At 55.7% G+C, this 18819-nt stretch carries 21 protein-coding genes and 1 riboswitch; of the genes, 12 read left to right on the top strand and 9 right to left on the bottom strand.

Annotated features, from left to right (window positions below; translation table 11 throughout):
• Nucleotides 1–444: 444 nt before the first annotated feature.
• Both purH and purD read left to right on the top strand, forming a co-directional pair.
• On the top strand, nucleotides 445–2034 hold the full coding sequence (gene purH, locus FDP13_RS20745; RefSeq protein ID WP_143840325.1) for a bifunctional phosphoribosylaminoimidazolecarboxamide formyltransferase/IMP cyclohydrolase: 1590 nt from the start codon (nucleotides 445–447) through the stop codon (nucleotides 2032–2034).
• Between the two features lie 15 nt (nucleotides 2035–2049).
• Entirely contained in the window at nucleotides 2050–3339 is a 1290-nt protein-coding gene (purD, locus tag FDP13_RS20740) for a phosphoribosylamine--glycine ligase (RefSeq protein WP_027713405.1), read from the top strand.
• Between the two features lie 88 nt (nucleotides 3340–3427).
• Here the strand turns inward: purD and FDP13_RS20735 are convergent, their stop codons facing one another.
• The 6 genes from FDP13_RS20735 to nudC all read right to left on the bottom strand — a co-directional run bounded on the left by FDP13_RS20735 (nucleotide 3428) and on the right by nudC (nucleotide 7861).
• Nucleotides 3428–4138: a DUF1481 domain-containing protein gene (locus FDP13_RS20735; protein ID WP_027713406.1), complete on the bottom strand. Its 711-nt coding sequence runs from the start codon at nucleotides 4136–4138 to the stop codon at nucleotides 3428–3430.
• A 4-nt stretch (nucleotides 4139–4142) separates the two neighbouring features.
• Nucleotides 4143–4415 carry a nucleoid-associated protein HU-alpha gene (gene hupA, locus FDP13_RS20730; protein ID WP_012882985.1) on the bottom strand — a complete coding sequence of 91 codons (273 nt, stop codon included), beginning with the start codon at nucleotides 4413–4415 and terminating at the stop codon, nucleotides 4143–4145.
• A 187-nt stretch (nucleotides 4416–4602) separates the two neighbouring features.
• Nucleotides 4603–5193: a YjaG family protein gene (locus FDP13_RS20725; protein ID WP_015848167.1), complete on the bottom strand. Its 591-nt coding sequence runs from the start codon at nucleotides 5191–5193 to the stop codon at nucleotides 4603–4605.
• Between the two features lie 91 nt (nucleotides 5194–5284).
• Nucleotides 5285–5959: a deoxyribonuclease V gene (gene nfi, locus FDP13_RS20720; RefSeq protein WP_143840324.1), complete on the bottom strand. Its 675-nt coding sequence runs from the start codon at nucleotides 5957–5959 to the stop codon at nucleotides 5285–5287.
• Nucleotides 5959–7032: a uroporphyrinogen decarboxylase gene (hemE, locus tag FDP13_RS20715; protein WP_143840323.1), complete on the bottom strand. Its 1074-nt coding sequence runs from the start codon at nucleotides 7030–7032 to the stop codon at nucleotides 5959–5961. The genes nfi and hemE overlap by 1 nt, the downstream gene beginning before the upstream one ends.
• Before the next feature lie 55 nt (nucleotides 7033–7087).
• A complete protein-coding gene (gene nudC, locus FDP13_RS20710) occupies nucleotides 7088–7861 on the bottom strand; it encodes an NAD(+) diphosphatase (RefSeq protein WP_033575465.1) in 774 nt (257 codons plus the stop codon).
• Nucleotides 7862–8013: 152 nt separating this feature from the next.
• On the opposite strand from nudC, the gene FDP13_RS20705 reads away from it, so the two are divergent.
• The 8 genes from FDP13_RS20705 (at nucleotide 8014) to FDP13_RS22025 (ending at nucleotide 14934) form a co-directional block, all read left to right on the top strand.
• Nucleotides 8014–8463: an Rsd/AlgQ family anti-sigma factor gene (locus tag FDP13_RS20705; RefSeq protein ID WP_015848171.1), complete on the top strand. Its 450-nt coding sequence runs from the start codon at nucleotides 8014–8016 to the stop codon at nucleotides 8461–8463.
• A gap of 57 nt (nucleotides 8464–8520) precedes the next feature.
• Nucleotides 8521–8637: riboswitch (TPP riboswitch) on the top strand.
• A 144-nt stretch (nucleotides 8638–8781) separates the two neighbouring features.
• The gene (gene thiC, locus FDP13_RS20700; RefSeq protein ID WP_234424456.1) at nucleotides 8782–10767 is read left to right on the top strand and encodes a phosphomethylpyrimidine synthase ThiC; all 1986 of its coding nucleotides are present in this window, start codon (nucleotides 8782–8784) and stop codon (nucleotides 10765–10767) included.
• Nucleotides 10767–11402, top strand: coding sequence for a thiamine phosphate synthase (gene thiE / locus FDP13_RS20695; protein WP_143840322.1), 636 nt, complete (start codon nucleotides 10767–10769; stop codon nucleotides 11400–11402). The genes thiC and thiE overlap by 1 nt, the downstream gene beginning before the upstream one ends.
• A 1-nt stretch (nucleotide 11403) precedes the next feature.
• Nucleotides 11404–12153 carry a HesA/MoeB/ThiF family protein gene (locus tag FDP13_RS20690; protein WP_143840321.1) on the top strand — a complete coding sequence of 250 codons (750 nt, stop codon included), beginning with the start codon at nucleotides 11404–11406 and terminating at the stop codon, nucleotides 12151–12153.
• The gene (gene thiS / locus FDP13_RS20685) at nucleotides 12150–12350 is read left to right on the top strand and encodes a sulfur carrier protein ThiS (RefSeq protein WP_015848175.1); all 201 of its coding nucleotides are present in this window, start codon (nucleotides 12150–12152) and stop codon (nucleotides 12348–12350) included. Before FDP13_RS20690 ends, thiS begins: the two co-directional genes overlap by 4 nt.
• A gap of 1 nt (nucleotide 12351) precedes the next feature.
• Nucleotides 12352–13131, top strand: a complete 780-nt coding sequence (locus FDP13_RS20680) for a thiazole synthase (RefSeq protein WP_033575461.1) — start codon at nucleotides 12352–12354, stop codon at nucleotides 13129–13131.
• The gene (thiH, locus tag FDP13_RS20675) at nucleotides 13131–14276 is read left to right on the top strand and encodes a 2-iminoacetate synthase ThiH (RefSeq protein WP_143840320.1); all 1146 of its coding nucleotides are present in this window, start codon (nucleotides 13131–13133) and stop codon (nucleotides 14274–14276) included. The genes FDP13_RS20680 and thiH overlap by 1 nt, the downstream gene beginning before the upstream one ends.
• Nucleotides 14277–14631: 355 nt before the next feature.
• Entirely contained in the window at nucleotides 14632–14934 is a 303-nt protein-coding gene (locus FDP13_RS22025; protein ID WP_143840319.1) for a DUF2645 family protein, read from the top strand.
• A gap of 179 nt (nucleotides 14935–15113) precedes the next feature.
• Here FDP13_RS22025 and FDP13_RS20665 read toward each other — a convergent pair whose 3' ends face one another.
• Together FDP13_RS20665 and FDP13_RS21725 are read right to left on the bottom strand one after the other, a co-directional pair.
• Nucleotides 15114–16544 (bottom strand): PLP-dependent aminotransferase family protein, encoded by a 1431-nt coding sequence (locus FDP13_RS20665; RefSeq protein ID WP_015848178.1) that lies wholly within the window; start codon nucleotides 16542–16544, stop codon nucleotides 15114–15116.
• Complete coding sequence (locus tag FDP13_RS21725) at nucleotides 16541–16684, bottom strand: hypothetical protein (RefSeq protein ID WP_199886363.1); 144 nt, start codon at nucleotides 16682–16684, stop codon at nucleotides 16541–16543. Before FDP13_RS21725 ends, FDP13_RS20665 begins: the two co-directional genes overlap by 4 nt.
• Nucleotides 16685–16708: 24 nt before the next feature.
• On the opposite strand from FDP13_RS21725, the gene FDP13_RS20660 reads away from it, so the two are divergent.
• Both FDP13_RS20660 and FDP13_RS20655 read left to right on the top strand, forming a co-directional pair.
• Nucleotides 16709–16900, top strand: coding sequence for a DUF1127 domain-containing protein (locus tag FDP13_RS20660; RefSeq protein ID WP_015848180.1), 192 nt, complete (start codon nucleotides 16709–16711; stop codon nucleotides 16898–16900).
• A 259-nt stretch (nucleotides 16901–17159) separates the two neighbouring features.
• Nucleotides 17160–17342 (top strand): DUF1127 domain-containing protein, encoded by a 183-nt coding sequence (locus FDP13_RS20655; RefSeq protein WP_072033769.1) that lies wholly within the window; start codon nucleotides 17160–17162, stop codon nucleotides 17340–17342.
• 266 nt (nucleotides 17343–17608) lie between these two features.
• On the opposite strand, the gene FDP13_RS20650 is transcribed toward FDP13_RS20655, so the two are convergent.
• Complete coding sequence (locus FDP13_RS20650) at nucleotides 17609–18715, bottom strand: DUF1176 domain-containing protein (protein ID WP_143840318.1); 1107 nt, start codon at nucleotides 18713–18715, stop codon at nucleotides 17609–17611.
• Nucleotides 18716–18819: the final 104 nt, after the last annotated feature.

Below are 18819 nucleotides of genomic sequence, written 5' to 3'. Positions count from 1 at the left end.
GCAGTGCGACCGGCCTGAGCCTGCTGTCGCGAGGTGGCGTATACTACGCTTTCCTCATGAAGAGTCAACGCTTTTTTTCGTTTTCTCTTCCTGACACCGCGCTGCGTTGCCGCTGTTGCCGTGTCAGTGGGGTCGCATTATAGGGAGTTCTTCGCGGGCCGCAACCGGTATTTTTGATTAAATCGCGCGTTCGCTGCATTCCACAGCAAAAGCGCCGCTTATACCTTATTTTGCACAGAGTTATCCACAAGACAGCCATTTTTTTGAAATTTGGCGAGCATCACGCAAACGTTTTCGCTACAATTCCCCCCCTGATGAATGACGCAGATCTGTGGGTGCGTTAGCTGAATATTGGCGGCTCAATCCGTATTTTTCTTTATATGACCGCCACTATTCACGTAACGCTCTTTAAAGTAAGAACCTAAGTCAGGGGATCAAACCATCATGCAACAACGTCGTCCTATCCGTCGTGCTTTGCTCAGCGTATCTGACAAAGCCGGTATCGTTGAATTCGCCCAGTCGCTGTCACAGCGTGGCATTGAACTGCTCTCAACCGGCGGTACTGCACGCCTGCTGGCCAATGCCGGGCTGCCGGTGACGGAGGTTTCCGATTACACCGGTTTTCCTGAAATGATGGATGGACGCGTCAAAACCCTGCATCCCAAAGTGCATGGCGGCATTCTGGGCCGTCGCGGTCAAGATGATGCCGTTATGGCTCAACATCATATCCAGCCAATCGATATGGTGGTCGTTAATCTCTACCCGTTTGCCCAAACCGTCGCTAAAGCCGACTGTACGCTGGAAGACGCAGTGGAAAATATCGATATCGGCGGCCCGACCATGGTGCGCTCGGCAGCCAAGAACCATAATGATGTGGCTATCGTGGTTAAAAGCAGCGACTACACGGCGATCATTGCCGAGATGGATGCCAATGAAGGTTCTCTGACTTACGAAACCCGCTTTGATCTGGCCATTAAGGCATTCGAACATACCGCCGCTTACGACAGCATGATCGCCAACTATTTCGGCAGCAAGGTTCCTGCTTACCACGGTGAAACGACTCAGCCCTCCGGTCGCTTCCCGCGCACGCTGAATCTGAATTTCATCAAAAAGCAGGATATGCGCTACGGCGAGAACAGCCATCAGCAAGCCGCCTTCTATATAGAAGAGACCGTCGCCGAGGCATCGGTAGCGACTGCCCAACAACTGCAGGGCAAGGCACTTTCCTACAATAACATCGCCGATACCGACGCTGCGCTGGAGTGTGTGAAAGAGTTCGTTGAACCGGCCTGCGTCATCGTTAAGCACGCCAACCCTTGCGGTGTGGCGATCGGCGAGTCGATTCTGGACGCCTATGAGCGCGCCTACAAAACCGACCCGACCTCAGCATTCGGCGGCATCATCGCCTTTAACCGCGAGTTGGATGAAGCGACTGCGCAAGCCATTATCAGCCGTCAGTTTGTCGAGGTGATCATTGCTCCTGCAGCCAGCGATGCTGCGCTGAAAGTTACCGCCGCCAAGCAGAACGTACGCGTACTGATCTGCGGTCAATGGCAACAACGTGCTCCCGGGCTGGATTTCAAACGCGTCAACGGCGGCCTGCTGGTGCAGGATCGCGATTTAGGTATGGTGGACGCCGCTCAACTGCGCGTGGTTACCGAGCGTCAGCCGACGGAAGCCGAGCTGCGCGATGCCCTGTTCTGCTGGAAAGTCGCGAAGTTCGTTAAATCCAACGCGATTGTTTATGCCCGCAATAACATGACTATCGGTATCGGCGCCGGTCAGATGAGCCGCGTTTACTCGGCCAAGATCGCAGGTATCAAGGCTGGCGACGAAGGGTTGGAAGTGAAAGGCTCCGTGATGGCATCCGATGCGTTTTTCCCGTTCCGTGATGGTATCGACGCCGCTGCCGCCGTTGGTATCACTTGCGTCATTCAGCCTGGCGGTTCTATTCGCGATGATGAAGTCATCGCCGCCGCCAACGAACACGGCATTGCGATGTTGTTTACCGACATGCGTCACTTCCGTCACTAATTCGGGACTATAACAATGAATATCTTGATTATTGGTAATGGCGGCCGCGAGCACGCACTGGCCTGGAAAGCGGCACAATCGCCACTGGCCGATAAAGTATACGTCGCGCCGGGCAACGCAGGGACAGCGCTGGAACCCGCGCTGGAGAACGTGAACATCGCCGCAACAGACATCCCGGCACTGCTGGATTTCGCTCGCCAGAATGCCATTGGCCTGACTATCGTCGGCCCGGAAGCGCCGTTGGTCATTGGCGTGGTAGACGCTTTCCGCGCAGCAGGTCTGAAGATTTTCGGCCCGACGCAAGCTGCGGCGCAGTTGGAAGGCTCCAAAGCCTTTACCAAGGATTTTCTGGCTCGCCAGCATATTCCAACAGCGGAATATCAGAACTTCACCGAGATTGAACCGGCGCTGGACTACATCCGTCGCAAAGGTGCGCCGATTGTTATCAAAGCCGATGGTCTTGCAGCCGGTAAAGGCGTGATTGTTGCCATGACGCTGGAAGAAGCGGAAAACGCCGCTACCGATATGCTGGCAGGCAATGCGTTTGGCGATGCCGGTCACCGTATCGTGGTCGAAGAGTTTCTGGATGGCGAAGAAGCCAGCTTCATCGTGATGGTGGATGGCGAGCACGTGCTGCCGATGGCGACCAGCCAGGATCACAAACGTGTAGGTGACCAGGATTCCGGCCCTAACACCGGTGGCATGGGCGCTTACTCACCTGCGCCGGTGGTGACGGATGACGTCCACCAGCGGGTCATGGACCAGATTATTTGGCCAACCGTACGCGGCATGGCAGCCGAAGGCAACGTCTATACCGGCTTCCTGTACGCAGGTCTGATGATTTCCGCAGATGGTCAACCGAAAGTGATTGAATTCAACTGCCGTTTTGGTGACCCGGAAACCCAGCCAATCATGCTGCGTCTGAAATCCGATCTGGTGGAGCTCTGTTTAGCCGCTTGCGACGGCAAACTGGACGAGAAAACCTCTGACTGGGATGCTCGCCCGTCATTAGGTGTAGTACTGGCCGCCGGCGGTTACCCAGGCGATTACCGTACCGGCGACGTCATTTCCGGCTTGCCGACCCAGGAAGCAACCGACGGAAAAGTGTTCCATGCCGGTACTAAGCTTAATGGCGACGATGTGGTGACTAACGGCGGGCGTGTATTGTGTGTGACGGCGCTGGGCCACAGCGTTGCCGATGCGCAGCAACGCGCTTACGAACTGGCTAAACCCATCCATTGGGAAGGCAGCTTCTGCCGCAGCGATATTGGCTATCGTGCCATTGCTCGCGAACAGAAAGCCTGACGATAGCGTTCAGAGCCAGCATCAACAAGGGGCCATGCCTGACCGGCTGGCCCCTTGTTTCTTGTTTACCGCCCATACTCTTCTCTGATCACCACGTTTCGGCGGTTGGCTCCCAGCGACAGAAATCCGCCTCTGCTACCTGCAACAATTGCGTCCCTTCCGGCGACACCAGCCAGGCCACGCTGAGCTGTCCGGCGGCGCGTTCGCTCTGCTGGGCGATCCAAGCCAGTGAAGAGCGATCCAGATCCGGGCGCACCGTTTGCCCACTGCACGTCATCACCTGCCCGGCGTTCCAACGCCCCTGCATCAGAGACACTTTACCTGCGCGCAGAGAATCACTCAGCGCCAGTAAACGTCGTGCATCAAACTGGTACAAGGCTATCTCGTCTTCCGACAGCGATTCCCGCCGGTCCGGCAACTGCCGCTGCATATAGCTCACGGTTCCGTCCTGATCAAAACGCAGCCTGACCTCATCCTGTGACGACGCGGAAGTCGTCTGCTGGACTTCCCGCAACGTCCCTTGCAGGAAACGGTAACGCGTTATGTGAACCTCTTTCCCTTGCAATGAGCTGAATGCCGTCACCAGTGTGGTGAGATGCTGCTGCGCGTCGTCTTTACGCCACAAGCGCACCACACCACGGTCGGCCAGATAACCACTGGCGTACACGGCAGGCGTCGGCGGCTGAAAGCTACAGGCGCTCAGTAAACACGCCAGCACGGGAACGACAAACCGGAGATGCCGCCTGAAGAAAAGCAAAAGGGGCGAAATCGCCCCTCTGCTTAAACCTTGTATCGGCATGTGCTTATTTAACAGCGTCTTTCAATGCCTTGCCGGACACAAACGCAGGCACATTAGCAGCAGCGATTTTGATTTCTTTACCAGTCTGCGGGTTGCGGCCAGTGCGCTCATTACGATGATTGACTTTGAAAGTACCGAAACCAACCAATTGTACTGCATCACCTTCTTTCAGAGACTCAGTAATCGCAGCCAGGGTAGCTTCCAGAGCAGCTTTAGCCTGGGTCTTGGAAAGGTCAGCTTTGTCAGCAATTACATCAATCAGTTGAGTCTTATTCATAAGTTATCCTTACAGTGTGTTTATCGCTTGCTAAGCATCGAGTGCGACGGAAATGCCATAACAGCACCCTCCTGCATACACGCACCGACAGCCACTTTTATTACGCCCCCCAAATGTAGACCAGACAGGGTGCGGATGTGAAGCCTAAAGACAGGCCAATTCAGGCCTTAAATCACGTTTTATCGCGTTATTGATACAAATTTATCCCAATGTTGCTGACTCCGGCCTCGCGCAGGTCGGCGCGCAGACCTTTTATCAGCTCGACATCGCGTTCTTCGCAGTCGGCCAGCAGGCGGAAAATCTCCCACTGAATGTCCCATTCTTCTTCAACGGCGGGCAGAACTTTCAACTCTTCATCGGTCATTTCACGACCTGCCTGCGTCATTTCCAGCATCGCCACGCTACGAATCGAGGTTTCGCTAACGGTTACCGCATGTTCCAGCGTTTCACCGCTCAAACGCGAGTGCAGCAGTTCACTTAAGGCAACGCAGGCGTCAATAGCAGGGTATACGCCATACATATCGTAATCGTCCGCGGCAGGAATCGCATCTTCCAGCTTTTCCAATTGGCTGTCGAAATTGACTTTGGCGTCCTTAACAACCAGCGTTTCCCATACCAGGTCCAGTATACGCCGATAGAGTTGCGCATCCCCAAAATCGGTCTGCCGGCAAAACTCATGGTAATTAGGGTACATACGTTCGCAAAGGCAGGCCATAAAGGTAACATGCTGCCAGCTTTCCAGTTTTTCCAGACGCAAATGAATGGGGTTACGTAACATCGTTTATCTCAATAATAATGGGCGGCAGTGTAACGAAAATCACTGAACCGCCATATACCTGAATTCCTAAAGTTTCCAACCCGGCATTATCCTACAGCCCGGCCCCGCGTTGCCAGCGTTGAAACGCCGGACGGTCAGATGCCACCGCATCCGCCCAGCGGGTCGGCTCCGGCAGGCGATACCCGCGCATACAGCGCATCACCCACTGCAATGCGCTGTCCATACCGACGCGGTGGCCGGTAGAGACAAACAGCGGGTTGCAGCGGGCCTTGCTACGCCATACCCAGCCAATCTGCTCGTCCTTGTCCAGCAACGGCTGGCGGCTGCCCACTGCGTCCGCCAGCGGCGAAAACTGCCCGCATAATCGGCGTTTGGCAACGCCTATCGTCGGCACATCGACCAACAAGCCAAAATGACTGGCCACCCCCAGACGGCGGGGATGAGATACGCCATGCCCGTCGACAAACAGCAAATCCGGCTGGTGTTGCAACTGTTTCCACGCCGCCAGCAACGCCGGATACTCCCGAAACGACAGAAAACCGGGGATGTAAGGCATGACAGTCGGAATACGCGCAATCTGGTATTCCACCAGTTGCAGCGACGGATAGGCCAGCACCGCCACCGCGGCACGGGTTACCGCGCCTTCCTGCTCGAAACCGACATCCGCACCGGCAATCAGCACGGGCTGCTCAAAAGGGAGATCGTCATGACGAATCACCTGAGCCGCTTTACTGTATTGCTCCGCGCGTAATGCCTGCATATCCATCAGACGATATCCTGATGATAAGGAACAGATAGACGGTGTACCGCCTCAACGAAAACGCCGGCATGTTCCGGCGGCACATCCTGATGAATACCGTGCCCCAGGTTAAACACATGGCCGTTACCCGTGCCGAATCCGGCCAGAATGGTGGCGACTTCCTGCTCGATACGGGCAGGCGGAGCATACAGCATCGACGGGTCCATGTTGCCCTGCAATGCGACCCTGTCTCCGACGCGACGGCGCGCGTCGGCGATATCCGTAGTCCAGTCCAACCCCAACGCATCGCAGCCGGTATCCGCCATGGCTTCCAGCCACTGACCGCCGCCTTTGGTAAACAGCGTCACAGGCACCCGGCGACCGTCGTTTTCACGCAGCAAGCCATCGACAATCTTGTGCATATAGTGCAGTGAGAATTCGCGATAATCCGCGCCGCTCAGCGCCCCACCCCAGGTATCGAAAATCATTACCGCCTGCGCCCCGGCCCGAATCTGGGCGTTCAGGTAGAGCGTCACGCTGTCCGCCAGCTTGTCCAGCAACAAATGCAGCGTACGCGGTTCGGCAAACATCATCTTTTTGATCACGGTGAAGGCTTTGCTGCTGCCGCCTTCCACCATATAAGTCGCTAATGTCCACGGACTGCCGGAAAAACCGATCAACGGCACCGCGCCGGCCAGATTGCGACGAATCGTCCGCACCGCGTTCATCACGTAACCCAGCTCCAGTTCCGGGTCCGGTATCGGCAGTTTTTCCACGTCGGCATGGCAGGTCACCGGTGAGGTAAAACGCGGCCCTTCACCCGCTTCGAAATAGAGCCCCAGCCCCATCGCATCCGGTACGGTGAGAATATCGGAAAACAGGATAGCGGCATCAAGGTCATAGCGACGCAGTGGCTGTAGCGTGACCTCACAGGCCAGTTCGGCATTTTTGCACAGCGACATGAAATCGCCGGCTTGCGAGCGAGTCGCACGGTACTCCGGCAGATAACGCCCTGCCTGACGCATCATCCATATCGGAGTCACATCCACAGGCTGGCGCAACAGCGCACGCAAATAGCGATCATTTTTCAGATCAGTCATGGTTTTTTCCTTGTAACGCCTGCGTGCAGGCATGATTGTCGCTGGCGATAGCCGATTAACGATCGGCCTCGCGGCACAGTACTACCGTGTCTTCAATCAGACGCCGGGCTACCGTACCCGGTGGCGGCAATTCCGGCAAGCGATCGTAACGGAACCAGTCGGCATCCCGCAGCTCAGACGGGTCAGGTTTCACCTCACCCCCGTCATAATCGGCCATGAACGCCATCATTAACGAGTGCGGGAATGGCCACGGCTGAGAACTGACGTAACGCAGGTTTTTGACGCGGACATTGCTCTCCTCCATCACTTCCCGCGCTACCGCCTGCTCCAGCGTTTCGCCCACTTCCACAAACCCGGCCAGCGTAGTGTACATATTGCCCTTGTGGCGCAGATGCTGCGCCAGCAAAATCTTATCGTGATCGCGGATTGCCACAATCACACAAGGCGCGATTTGCGGGTAATAGCGTTCCTTGCAGTGGGGGCACAAGCAAGCCAATTCGGTGGTGCTGGCCGTCATTTCATGACCGCAGTAGCCGCAAAACCGGTGCGAACGATAGAATTCCGCCAACTGCACGGCGCGGCCCGCCAACTGGAATAATCCGGCATCCTGGCTCAACAGTTGACGCACCGATCCCATGTCGCCGGCTTTATCCTGCAACACCAGCCAAACCGGCTCCCCCAGCCATTCTCCGACCTGACGGGCAGACAACTGCTGCAACTGCCACTGCGCTGCCGTTCCTCGTGGTAACTCACCCTGAGGCAACCAGATCTGCTGGCGGTGATAGACCACCCACCATCCGCTTTCTTCACCCTTCAGCGTCAATTCCATCTCTTTTATCGCCCCGCTTATTACCAGATTGGCATTTTACGACTATGGTTATATACAACTATGGTTATATACGACTATGGTTATAAATGATTGTCTTTATCAATAATGACACGGCTTACCGTCATCATCCTAATCGATACCCGGAGTCAACCATGCTGAAACAGTTACAACGCCTGACGGAAGACGTTGGCGGCCACTACGCCTTGATTGATCAATGGCTACAGGCCCGCAAACATCTCTTGCTGGCCTATTACCACCTGCTCAGCATTCAGACAGGGCAAACGCCGGCAGCCCAGACTCTGGGTGGGTTTTGCCATCATCTGGTCGACTATTTGTCCGTCGGGCATTTTCATGTCTACGAACGCATGTTGCAGGAAAGCGCCATGCTGAACGAGAGAAAGCTGACGCTGGCGTCGCACTTCGATATGGCGCTGCGCAGTAATACCCAACAAATCATGGATATTTACGATAGCCATCTGGCGTTTTTCATCGAGCCGGCCGACAGTCTGGCATTCCGTCAGGCATTATCCGGCGTGGGTGAAGCCTTGGCAATGCGCTTCACCCTCGAAGACAGCTTGATCCGGCTGATGTTCGATCATTGACGGCACACCGTCATCGCGCATAGAGTGTTTGTGTTTTAGCTCGCCCCGTGAAGGGGCTGTATCTTGTCGGAGTGCCCAACCCGTCTTCACGGCGCGTGGGCTGAGACCGTTCATTCGGGATCCGCGGAACCTGATCAGGTTAGTACCTGCGAAGGGAACAAGAGTAATTATATTGCCAGCCCCAGGCGCAACGCTCACGTTGTCGCCGCAACCGCAAGGCTCCACGCCACATTGCCGTTGCCAACGGGTCAGCATCCGGCCATTACTCCCTCCGAACTCCAGACAAGCAATTTTTCCTTTAATGAATAGGAACTTGCTATGTCTACAGAATCAAAGTTGTCTACAGAACCGACCCAGTCTACGGAACAGAATGTTTCCGGCGAAAAAAAATCCTCCGGTCGTCGCGAACAACGCGCCGCGGCACAGCAATTTATCGACACGCTGCGCGGCTCGACCTTTCCTAACTCGCAGCGCATTTACCTGAGCGGCTCACGCCCGGACATCCGTGTGCCGATGCGGGAAATCCAGCTTAGCCCAACACTGCTGGGCGGTAGCCGCGATAATCCGCGCTATGAAGCCAACGAGGCCATACCGGTCTATGATACCGCCGGACCGTATGGCGACCCTGCCGTCACCCCAGACGTACACCGCGGGCTCAGTAAACTGCGCGCCGGCTGGGTTGCGGAACGCGACGACACCGAAACCTTACCGCACGTCAGCTCCGGCTTTACCCAGCAACGGCTGGCGGATATCGGCCTCGACCACCTGCGTTTTGAACATCTGCCGCAGCCTAAGCGCGCCAAAGCGGGCCGTCGCGTTACCCAGTTGCATTACGCCCGTCAGGGCATCATCACGCCGGAAATGGAATTCATCGCCATCCGCGAAAACATGGGGCGAGAGCGCATTCGCGGCGAGGTACTGCGCCGGCAGCATCCGGGCCACAGTTTCGGCGCACTGCTGCCGGACAACATCACGCCGGAGTTCGTGCGTCAGGAGGTCGCCGCCGGGCGCGCCATCATCCCCGCCAACATCAACCACCCGGAATCGGAACCGATGATCATCGGCCGTAATTTTCTGGTGAAGGTGAATGCGAATATCGGCAACTCCGCCGTGACGTCCTCCATCGAAGAAGAGGTCGAGAAACTAGTGTGGGCCACGCGCTGGGGAGCAGACACCGTAATGGATTTATCCACCGGGCGCTATATTCATGAAACCCGCGAGTGGATCTTGCGCAACAGCCCGGTGCCGATCGGCACGGTGCCTATCTATCAGGCGCTGGAAAAGGTCAACGGCATCGCGGAAAACCTCACCTGGGAACTGTTCCGCGACACCTTGCTGGAACAAGCCGAACAAGGGGTGGACTACTTCACCATCCACGCCGGCGTGCTGTTACGCTATGTGCCGATGACCGCCAAACGCCTGACTGGCATTGTGTCGCGCGGCGGTTCCATCATGGCGAAATGGTGCCTGTCTCACCATCAGGAAAACTTCCTCTACCAGCATTTCCGTGAAATCTGCGAAATCTGTGCCGCCTATGACGTCGCGCTGTCGCTGGGCGATGGCCTGCGCCCCGGCTCGATTCAGGATGCCAACGACGAAGCGCAGTTCGCCGAACTGCACACGCTGGGCGAACTGACTAAAATCGCCTGGGAATACGACGTGCAGGTAATGATCGAAGGCCCCGGTCATGTGCCGATGCAGATGATCCGCCGCAACATGACCGAAGAACTGGAGCACTGCCACGAGGCGCCGTTCTACACGCTGGGCCCGCTCACCACCGACATCGCACCCGGCTACGACCATTTCACCTCCGGCATCGGCGCGGCGATGATCGGCTGGTTCGGCTGCGCCATGCTGTGCTACGTCACCCCGAAAGAGCATTTGGGGCTGCCGAACAAAAACGACGTCAAGCAGGGGCTGATCGCCTACAAGATCGCCGCTCATGCCGCCGATTTGGCGAAGGGCCACCCCGGCGCGCAGATCCGCGATAACGCCATGTCCAAGGCACGTTTTGAATTCCGCTGGGAAGATCAGTTCAATCTGGCGTTGGACCCGGAAACCGCCCGCGCCTACCACGACGAAACCCTGCCGCAGGAATCCGGTAAAGTGGCGCATTTCTGCTCAATGTGCGGACCGAAATTCTGCTCGATGAAGATCACACAGGAAGTGCGCGACTACGCCGCCCGTCAGGAAGCACAGGCACAACCGGTGGATGTCGGTATGGCGCAGATGTCCGCCGAATTCCGCGCCCGCGGCAGCGAGTTGTACCACACCGCCACCAGCCTGCCGCAGGAGGAACGCTGATGAAATGCGCATTTCCCACCACCGATGCACGGCTGGGGCTCTATCCGGTGATCGATAGCATAGCGTGGATTGAACGCCTGCTGGATGCGGGTGTTCGTACCCTCCAGTTGCGTATCAAAGACCTGCCGGCAGAGCAGGCCGAGCCTGACATTATCCGAGCGATTGCGCTTGGCCGCCAGTATCAGGCGCGGCTGTTCATCAACGACTACTGGCAACTGGCCGTGAAACACCAGGCTTATGGCGTACATCTCGGGCAGGAAGATCTCGACACCGCCGATCTGGACGCGATTCGCGCCGCCGGTCTGCGCCTGGGGGTTTCTACCCATGACGACGCCGAACTGGCGCGCGCCGTCGCCCTCGCACCGTCTTACATCGCGCTGGGCCATATTTTCCCGACCCAAACCAAAGCCATGCCATCAGCACCGCAAGGTCTGGTGGAGTTGGCCCGCCATATCCGCACGCTGGACGGACGTTTTCCCACCGTCGCTATCGGCGGCATCAGCATTGACCGGATACCGGCGGTACTGGAAACCGGGGTCGGTAGCATCGCCGTGGTCAGCGCCATCACGCAAGCGGCGGACTGGCGCACCGCCACTGCGACGCTGCTGCGACTGATTGAAGGACGGGAGGCGTAACATGCTCGACGATCAGGCATTTATGCGCTACAGCCGCCAGTTGCTGCTGGAAGATATCGGTCAGGAAGGGCAACAGAAACTGACGGACTCCCGCGTATTGCTGGTCGGGTTGGGCGGGCTGGGCTCGCCGGCAGCGCTCTATCTGGCGGCGGCAGGGGTTGGCACGCTGCTGCTGGCGGACCACGACACCCTGCACATCTCCAACCTGCAACGGCAGATTCTCTACCGCAACGCAGACCTGTCGCACCCCAAAGCGGTGCTGGCCCGCCACGCGCTGGAAGCCATCAATCCACTGGTGAAAACCGTCGCACTGACTACCCGGCTTGAAGGCGAATCACTGGCAACCGCGGTGGCGCAGGCCGATCTGGTGCTGGACTGTTGCGACAACATGACTACCCGCCACGCGGTCAACGCCGCCTGCGTCGCGGCGCAAAAACCGCTGATCAGCGCCAGCGCGGTAGGGTTCAGCGGGCAGTTGCTGGTGCTGATGCCGCCTTACCCGCACGGCTGCTACGCCTGCCTCTACCCGGACGCAACAGAACCCCAGCGCAACTGTCGCACCGCCGGCGTGCTCGGCCCGGTGGTCGGTGTGATGGGCACCTTACAGGCGCTGGAAGCGATCAAATTACTGTGTGGATTCCCCTCACCACTGGACGGCAAACTGCGGCTGTTCGATGCACGCCGGCAACAATGGACCACGTTGCAACTGGCACGCTCGGCCACCTGCCCGGTATGTGGAGGGCGAGCATGAAGATCCGGCTCAACGATGAAGTTATCGAACTGCACAGCGAATTGACCGTGGAACAGCTACTTGAGCAGTTGAACCGGCTACAACCCGGCACGGCGCTGGCTATCAATCACACCATCATCCCGCGTGACAACTGGGCGCAACAGGCCGTACACGATGGTGATGACATTCTATTGTTTCAGGCAATCGCAGGAGGTTGAGATGCTGAAGATTGCAGATACGACGTTGACCTCCCGGTTATTTACCGGGACCGGAAAATTTGCCAGTGCGCAACTGATGCAAGATGCCCTGCACGCCAGTGGCTCACAACTGGTTACGCTGGCGATGAAACGGGTGGATTTGAAAGGCGGCAGCGATGCCATTCTGGCGCCGCTGCGCGAGCTGGGCGTACATCTGTTGCCGAATACCTCCGGCGCGAAAACCGCCGCGGAAGCGGTGTTCGCCGCCCGTCTGGCACGAGAAGCGTTGGGCACGCATTGGGTGAAACTGGAAATCCACCCGGACATGAAATACCTGCTGCCTGACCCGGTGGAAACGCTAAAAGCCGCCGAGCAACTGGTGAAAGACGGTTTTGTGGTCTTGCCTTACTGCGGTGCCGACCCGGTGTTGTGTAAGCGGCTGGAGGATGCGGGCTGTGCCGCGGTGATGCCACTGGGTGCGCCCATTGGCTCTAATCAGGGGCTGCAAACACGCGATTTCCTGCGCATCATCATCGAACAGGCGCGGGTGCCGGTGGTGGTGGATGCCGGTATCGGTGCGCCCAGCCACGCCGCGGAAGCCATCGAACTGGGCGCTGATGCCGTGCTGGTCAACACTGCTATCGCCGTGGCGCGCGACCCGGTGCAAATGGCGCGCGCCTTTCGGCTGGCGGTGGACGCCGGGGCGCTCGCCCGCCAGGCCGGTCTGGGCAGCCGCCAGCACATCGCCAGCGCCACCAGCCCGCTGACCGGCTTTTTGCATCGTACGGAGGCCGTCAACTGATGAGCGCTCACTCTCAGCCGTCGTTTGAACAACGCTGGCAACAGCTGGAATGGCACGACCTGACGCTACGCATCAACAGCAAAACCGACGCCGACGTAGAACGGGCGTTATGCGCGGATCGACTCACGCGTGAAGATATGATGGCGCTGCTGTCGCCCGCCGCCAGCCGCTGGCTGGAACCACTGGCGCAACGGGCGCAACAGTTGACGCGCCAGCGCTTCGGCAACACCGTGAGCTTCTACGTACCGCTGTATCTCTCCAACCTGTGTGCCAACGACTGTACCTATTGCGGTTTTTCCATGAGCAACCACCTCAAACGCAAAACGCTGGACGAACCGGAGATCCTGCGCGAGTGCGAGGCGATCAAATCGCTGGGATTCGATCACCTGCTGTTGGTGACCGGCGAACACCAACGCAAAGTGGGGATGGACTATTTTCGCCGGATGCTGCCGTTGATTCGCCCGCAGTTCAGTTCAGTGATGATGGAAGTGCAGCCGCTGTCGCAAGCGGAGTACGCCGAGTTGAAAACCCTCGGGCTGGATGGGGTTATGGTGTATCAGGAAACCTATCACGCGGCGACCTACGCCCGCCATCACCTGCGCGGCCACAAGCAGGATTTCGCCTGGCGGCTGGCAACGCCGGACAGGCTGGGGCGCGCCGGTATCGACAAGATCGGGCTGGGGGCGTTGATCGGGCTGTCCGACAGTTGGCGTACCGACTGCTATATGGTGGCCGAGCACCTGCTGTATTTGCAGCAAACGTACTGGCAGAGCCGCTATTCGGTGTCGTTCCCGCGCCTGCGCCCTTGTGCCGGCGGCATCGAACCGGCTTCGCTGATGGATGAGGCGCAACTGATGCAGGTGATCTGCGCCTTCCGGCTACTGGCGCCCGATGTGGAGCTGTCGCTCTCCACCCGCGAGTCGCCGTTCTTCCGCGACCACATGATCCCGATCGCCATCAACAACGTCAGCGCGTTTTCCAAAACCCAACCGGGCGGCTACGCCGACGATCATCCAGAACTGGAACAATTCACCCCGCACGATAACCGCCGTCCGCAAGCGGTGGCCGATGCCCTGACCCAGGCCGGTCTGCAACCGGTGTGGAAAGACTGGGACGGTTATCTGGGAAGGCCAGACGTCAACTAAACGCCACAGGGGATCGTCACTATGCAGGCGATCCCTCCTGTTTAGTACGTTCAGGCCTCATTAACAGAAAAGCTCGAAGCGCCAACCACACCTGTAGCTTGAAGTGTGACGGGTATAGATACTATGAACCTGAGTGATGAGCAATTTGTTGTAGCCGGTTCCCGCTACAATAGGGGGACTCAACGTAATCTACATGACTTCATAATCTCATATAACGCTAAGGAAGGAGCACCAGAAAGGGTATGGACCTCATATGGGCGCGCCATGTTACGCAATAAAGAAAGGGTTAACAAATTGCTTTATGGATCATATCTATTAAAGTAATGCGTTCAAATTATCATTGAGTAATAATCACATGATTAAACAAAAAACAAAAAAACACCAAAACAATATTATCTTCGCGCTATACATTATTATTTTACTCGTTTTCATCAATCTATTCACGACAGGAGAGTATGAATGGATGATTAGCGACGGTACTATTAGCAGAATTTGTGAATTACCGATAGAGGATGGATATTTTTTTCATGCCAGCATACCATTAATAATGTTTATTCCTTTTTTCTTTTTTAAAAAAAGAAAAGTTAAGATAACCATATTATTTCTTTCTATTTTTTATTACGTATGGCGGTCTTTCTTAAGGTTTTATATCTGTTAAGGTAGATAGAGGGCCCTCTTAAATCGGTACTGTCGGCAAGACACTGACACACTGAGCGAAAAAATCAGTATCCGCCTTCAGTGAATAAAGGCAACCAACACGACCAGCCTGCAAAATACCCCTTCCCCTTGTAACGGCACCTTTGACGCTCAAGGATAAAGGGTGAAAGGGTGATCGTCTTATCCTGCCACCGGATTACTGGCGAGCTCGCCTACAATGACATTTCCCAATGTAATAATGGCGGCCTCTGTTTCCGGTGTTAATGGCTGGGCATAACTCAAACGCAGACAGTGACGATATTTCCCTGACGCAGAAAACAGCTCCCCTTCATGAATTCGGATTTTCTTGTCGACCAGCCGGTGGTTCAGCCTGACGCCATCAAACGCTTCGGGTAACTCAACCCACAGTACAAACCCACCTTGCGGGCGGCTATGACAAATCGTATCCGGAAATACGCGGCGAACCAGATTAACCAACTCCTCCAGATTGCGCTGGTAGAGTGAACGCATTCGGCGAACATGTGGCATGTAATATCCCTGCTGAATAAATTCAGCCACAGCCTGTTGGAAATGTATCGATATCGCCCCGGTACTGGTGTACTTCATATGTAAGGCCCGATCCAGATAACGTCCCGGCACTACCCATCCGATACGCAGGCCGGGAGCCAGCGTTTTGGAAAAAGAGCTGCATGTCAGAACCCGACCTTCATAATCCAGGGATTTCAACGTAATCGGCCGCGGGTAGTCATACGTGAGATCCCCGTATACATCATCTTCAATAATGGCGATGTCATAACGTTGCGCCAGCGTCATCAATGCCCGCTTGCGATGTTCCGGCATAACAAATCCCAGCGGATTGTTGCAATTCGGCACCGTCAGCACGGCCTTCACCGGCCATTGCTCCAATGCCAGCTCCAGTGCTTCAAGGCTGATACCATTGGAAAAATCAGTCGGTATTTCAATAACTTTTATGCCGTAACCACACAAAATCTGCATGATGCAATGAAATACCGGCGACTCAATAGCCACGATATCGCCGGGATTACACACCGCTCGTATTGCAATCGACAACGCTTGCGTACAGCCATGAGTTACGATGATATCCTGTGCCGACAATTGGCAACCGCTATCAATCATGAGTCGGGCAATCTGCTCGCGCAACAGCGGTAAGCCATTCAGGCTGTCATACCCTAGGGTAGCAATATCCTGTTTTTGCCCGATACGATTGACGCTTTTCCATAATGGTTTCAGCGTGCTTCGCGTAAGGTCAGGCAGGCTGCCTCCCAGTTGCAGAATTTCCGGGTCGGTACGGGAACGAAGCAGCTCCAGTACCGAATTCCATCGGGTAATTTCCACCGGACGTTGTACCGGGCGCGTCATCGCCGGGATCGGCGCGGCCGCCATACGGGGTTTAACGAAATATCCGGAACGAGGCAACGGCACAATCAGTCGCTTTTCTTCCAGCAAATGATATGCCTGCTGAACGGTACTGATACTGACGCCATGCTCCTGACTTAATGAGCGAACTGACGGCAAACGCTCGCCGCTCTGATACAACCCCTGCTCAATCCGCTGCGTCAGTAAGGTGGCCAAACGCTGATATCTCGTCATAAATATACATTCTCCTCCGGATTTCCATACAGAATAGGCGTTAAACCACCATTCAGATCGCCAGACTGGTCATCTGTATCAAAAATAAAGTCAAAGCCTGCGTCTAAAACCATACAGAGAGACTTGTCACCATCATACATGGCTATCACCTGCGGAGAACCACCATGACGATACTATTCTCTTCTCATCGCCCCGAGTTACCCCCCGACGAGTCCATTCTGTCGCGCCTGTTACAGCGGTGGAGGACCTGGCACCAGTACAATCAGACGCGCAAGATCCTGAATGAACTGAACGATGCACACCTCAAAGATATTGGTCTAAAACGGGAAGATATAGAGCGCCTTTATCGACGCTGACCCGGAAGCGATCTCATAACATGAAAACAACGACAGGCGGCTACGGCCGTCTGTCTTGATAAACCGCTATCGCGATAATCACTTACTCTCTTTAAACCACGAAGTGGTTGCTAAAAACAGGTACAGATCACACCAAAAATCATCATTCAGAGGATAAACGCTGCCATCTGTATGCTCACAATGGTTATTTTCTGCGTCTGTATTGTCAGCACTACTGGTTTCACACTGTGTACTAACACAGCACATCGGGAATGACGCCATGATACAGTCACCTTTTCAAGCCAATGCCGGTACCAAACCTCGTCCTTTCCTGCACCGTTTACATCAGTACTGGCGCACCTGGCGACAACGGATACAGGCACGAAATGCGCTACAAAAACTAAACAACGATCGGTTGGAGGATATCGGACTCACTCGCCGGGATGTGGACAACTTATGGTAGCAACGAATAAACGATAGCGAACGGAACAACGCGCAAGCGAGGCCGAATATGCGAGACGCCGCGCAGAAAAAAGCAATCAATACAGAGAGAAAGCGATGGTATGCGTACTGTTGCGCACATCACAGAGTTGCCCGTCGCTATACGAACGGCCGGTTGTTACAGTGCGCGAGCTGATACAGCCGGAACCGAAGCTTGCCATCGATTCCGCCGCCTCCGGGCCAGCGTGAAGGAGAGAAAACCACGCTGGCTGTCAACATCGTGTCGGGCTACTCGGTTGGGTAGCCCGGCATCGCCCACACAGAAGGCCAGTATTTACTTTGACCGCATACATTGGAAAACTGCTCGCTCACCAGTTGGAACGCCTTGCCGTCAAACGCCCACTTGGCACGCTCCCCTGATCCGCATACGCTGCCTACATATACAGTATGAGACAACAAACCGGTTTGCGGATCGTAATCAGCATTCATCGGCCCTTCTTCCATTTCAACCAGTGCTGCATTGCTGATACTCAAGGCCAACAGTTTCACCGGTTTTGCCGCCTGTGGATTACTACGAGGGGTGATAAAAAGATCGCTGGCACCCTGATAGGCACCAGGGGAACATTCTCGCATAACCAACGCCAGCTTACCGCTCAGTGGAAACGCCTCCAGCTTTTCAGAAGACTTTTCACCTTCATCTGGCTCGCACAACACGCTCTGGTGTGCCTTACTGACCGCCGCAGCCAGTGCATCCCCATTACTAAGCGGTTCAGGTTGATGATAGGTAATATCAACCCGCTGCCCGGTAGGCACTGGCGGAACCTGCGAAACATCTCCTTCGCCGATGTTTAACAATGCGCTGCGGTTCTTCAATCGGCCTTGCCGTTCGTCCGCAAGCAGCAACGCCGCACTCAACCCGCTCAGCGACACCACTGCCCCATCTGCTTCATCCTGAACTACCGGCGGTTCCACCAACGTGAGTTGCTGCGCATTTCTCGCGGCCTGAATAAACCGCTGAATCACCTCCAGCCGGGTGGTGTAGCGATAAAACTTGCCATCGCTATCCGGCTCGCTATCCACCTGCCAGTCAGCGGCATCAAGCGGAAATGGAGCACCGTCCAGATATACGACATGCTGATCAGGCTTTAGCAGAAGAGAGAGAGAAACCTTTCCCGAAACACCAGCATCGCGCTTAAGAATGACATATAGATAAGAGAACCTATCCGCATAATTATTAAGCTGACAGGTATTCAGGTTGTTACAGGTCACCTGCCAGCCTTTAAAGTCTTTCTGTACCGGCACTGGATACCCCAGGATTTTAGCCTCCGCCGCCAATGCGTTGCCAGACAGTAGCGCCAGCGCCACACCGAAAAACAGGTTCTTCGTAAATTGCATAAACATATCCCTTCAAATCGCGTACCTGCTACTCGCAGAACGCGATAATCCTTTCAGAGGTAAATAACAATAGAAAAACAGGTTAGCCATTACCAATACGACAA

This window comes from Dickeya sp. ws52 (genome assembly GCF_007210685.1).
Taxonomy (GTDB): domain Bacteria; phylum Pseudomonadota; class Gammaproteobacteria; order Enterobacterales; family Enterobacteriaceae; genus Dickeya; species Dickeya chrysanthemi.
Note: the sequence above shows the minus strand (reverse complement) of the source record. Positions and strands in the feature narration are given on the sequence as shown.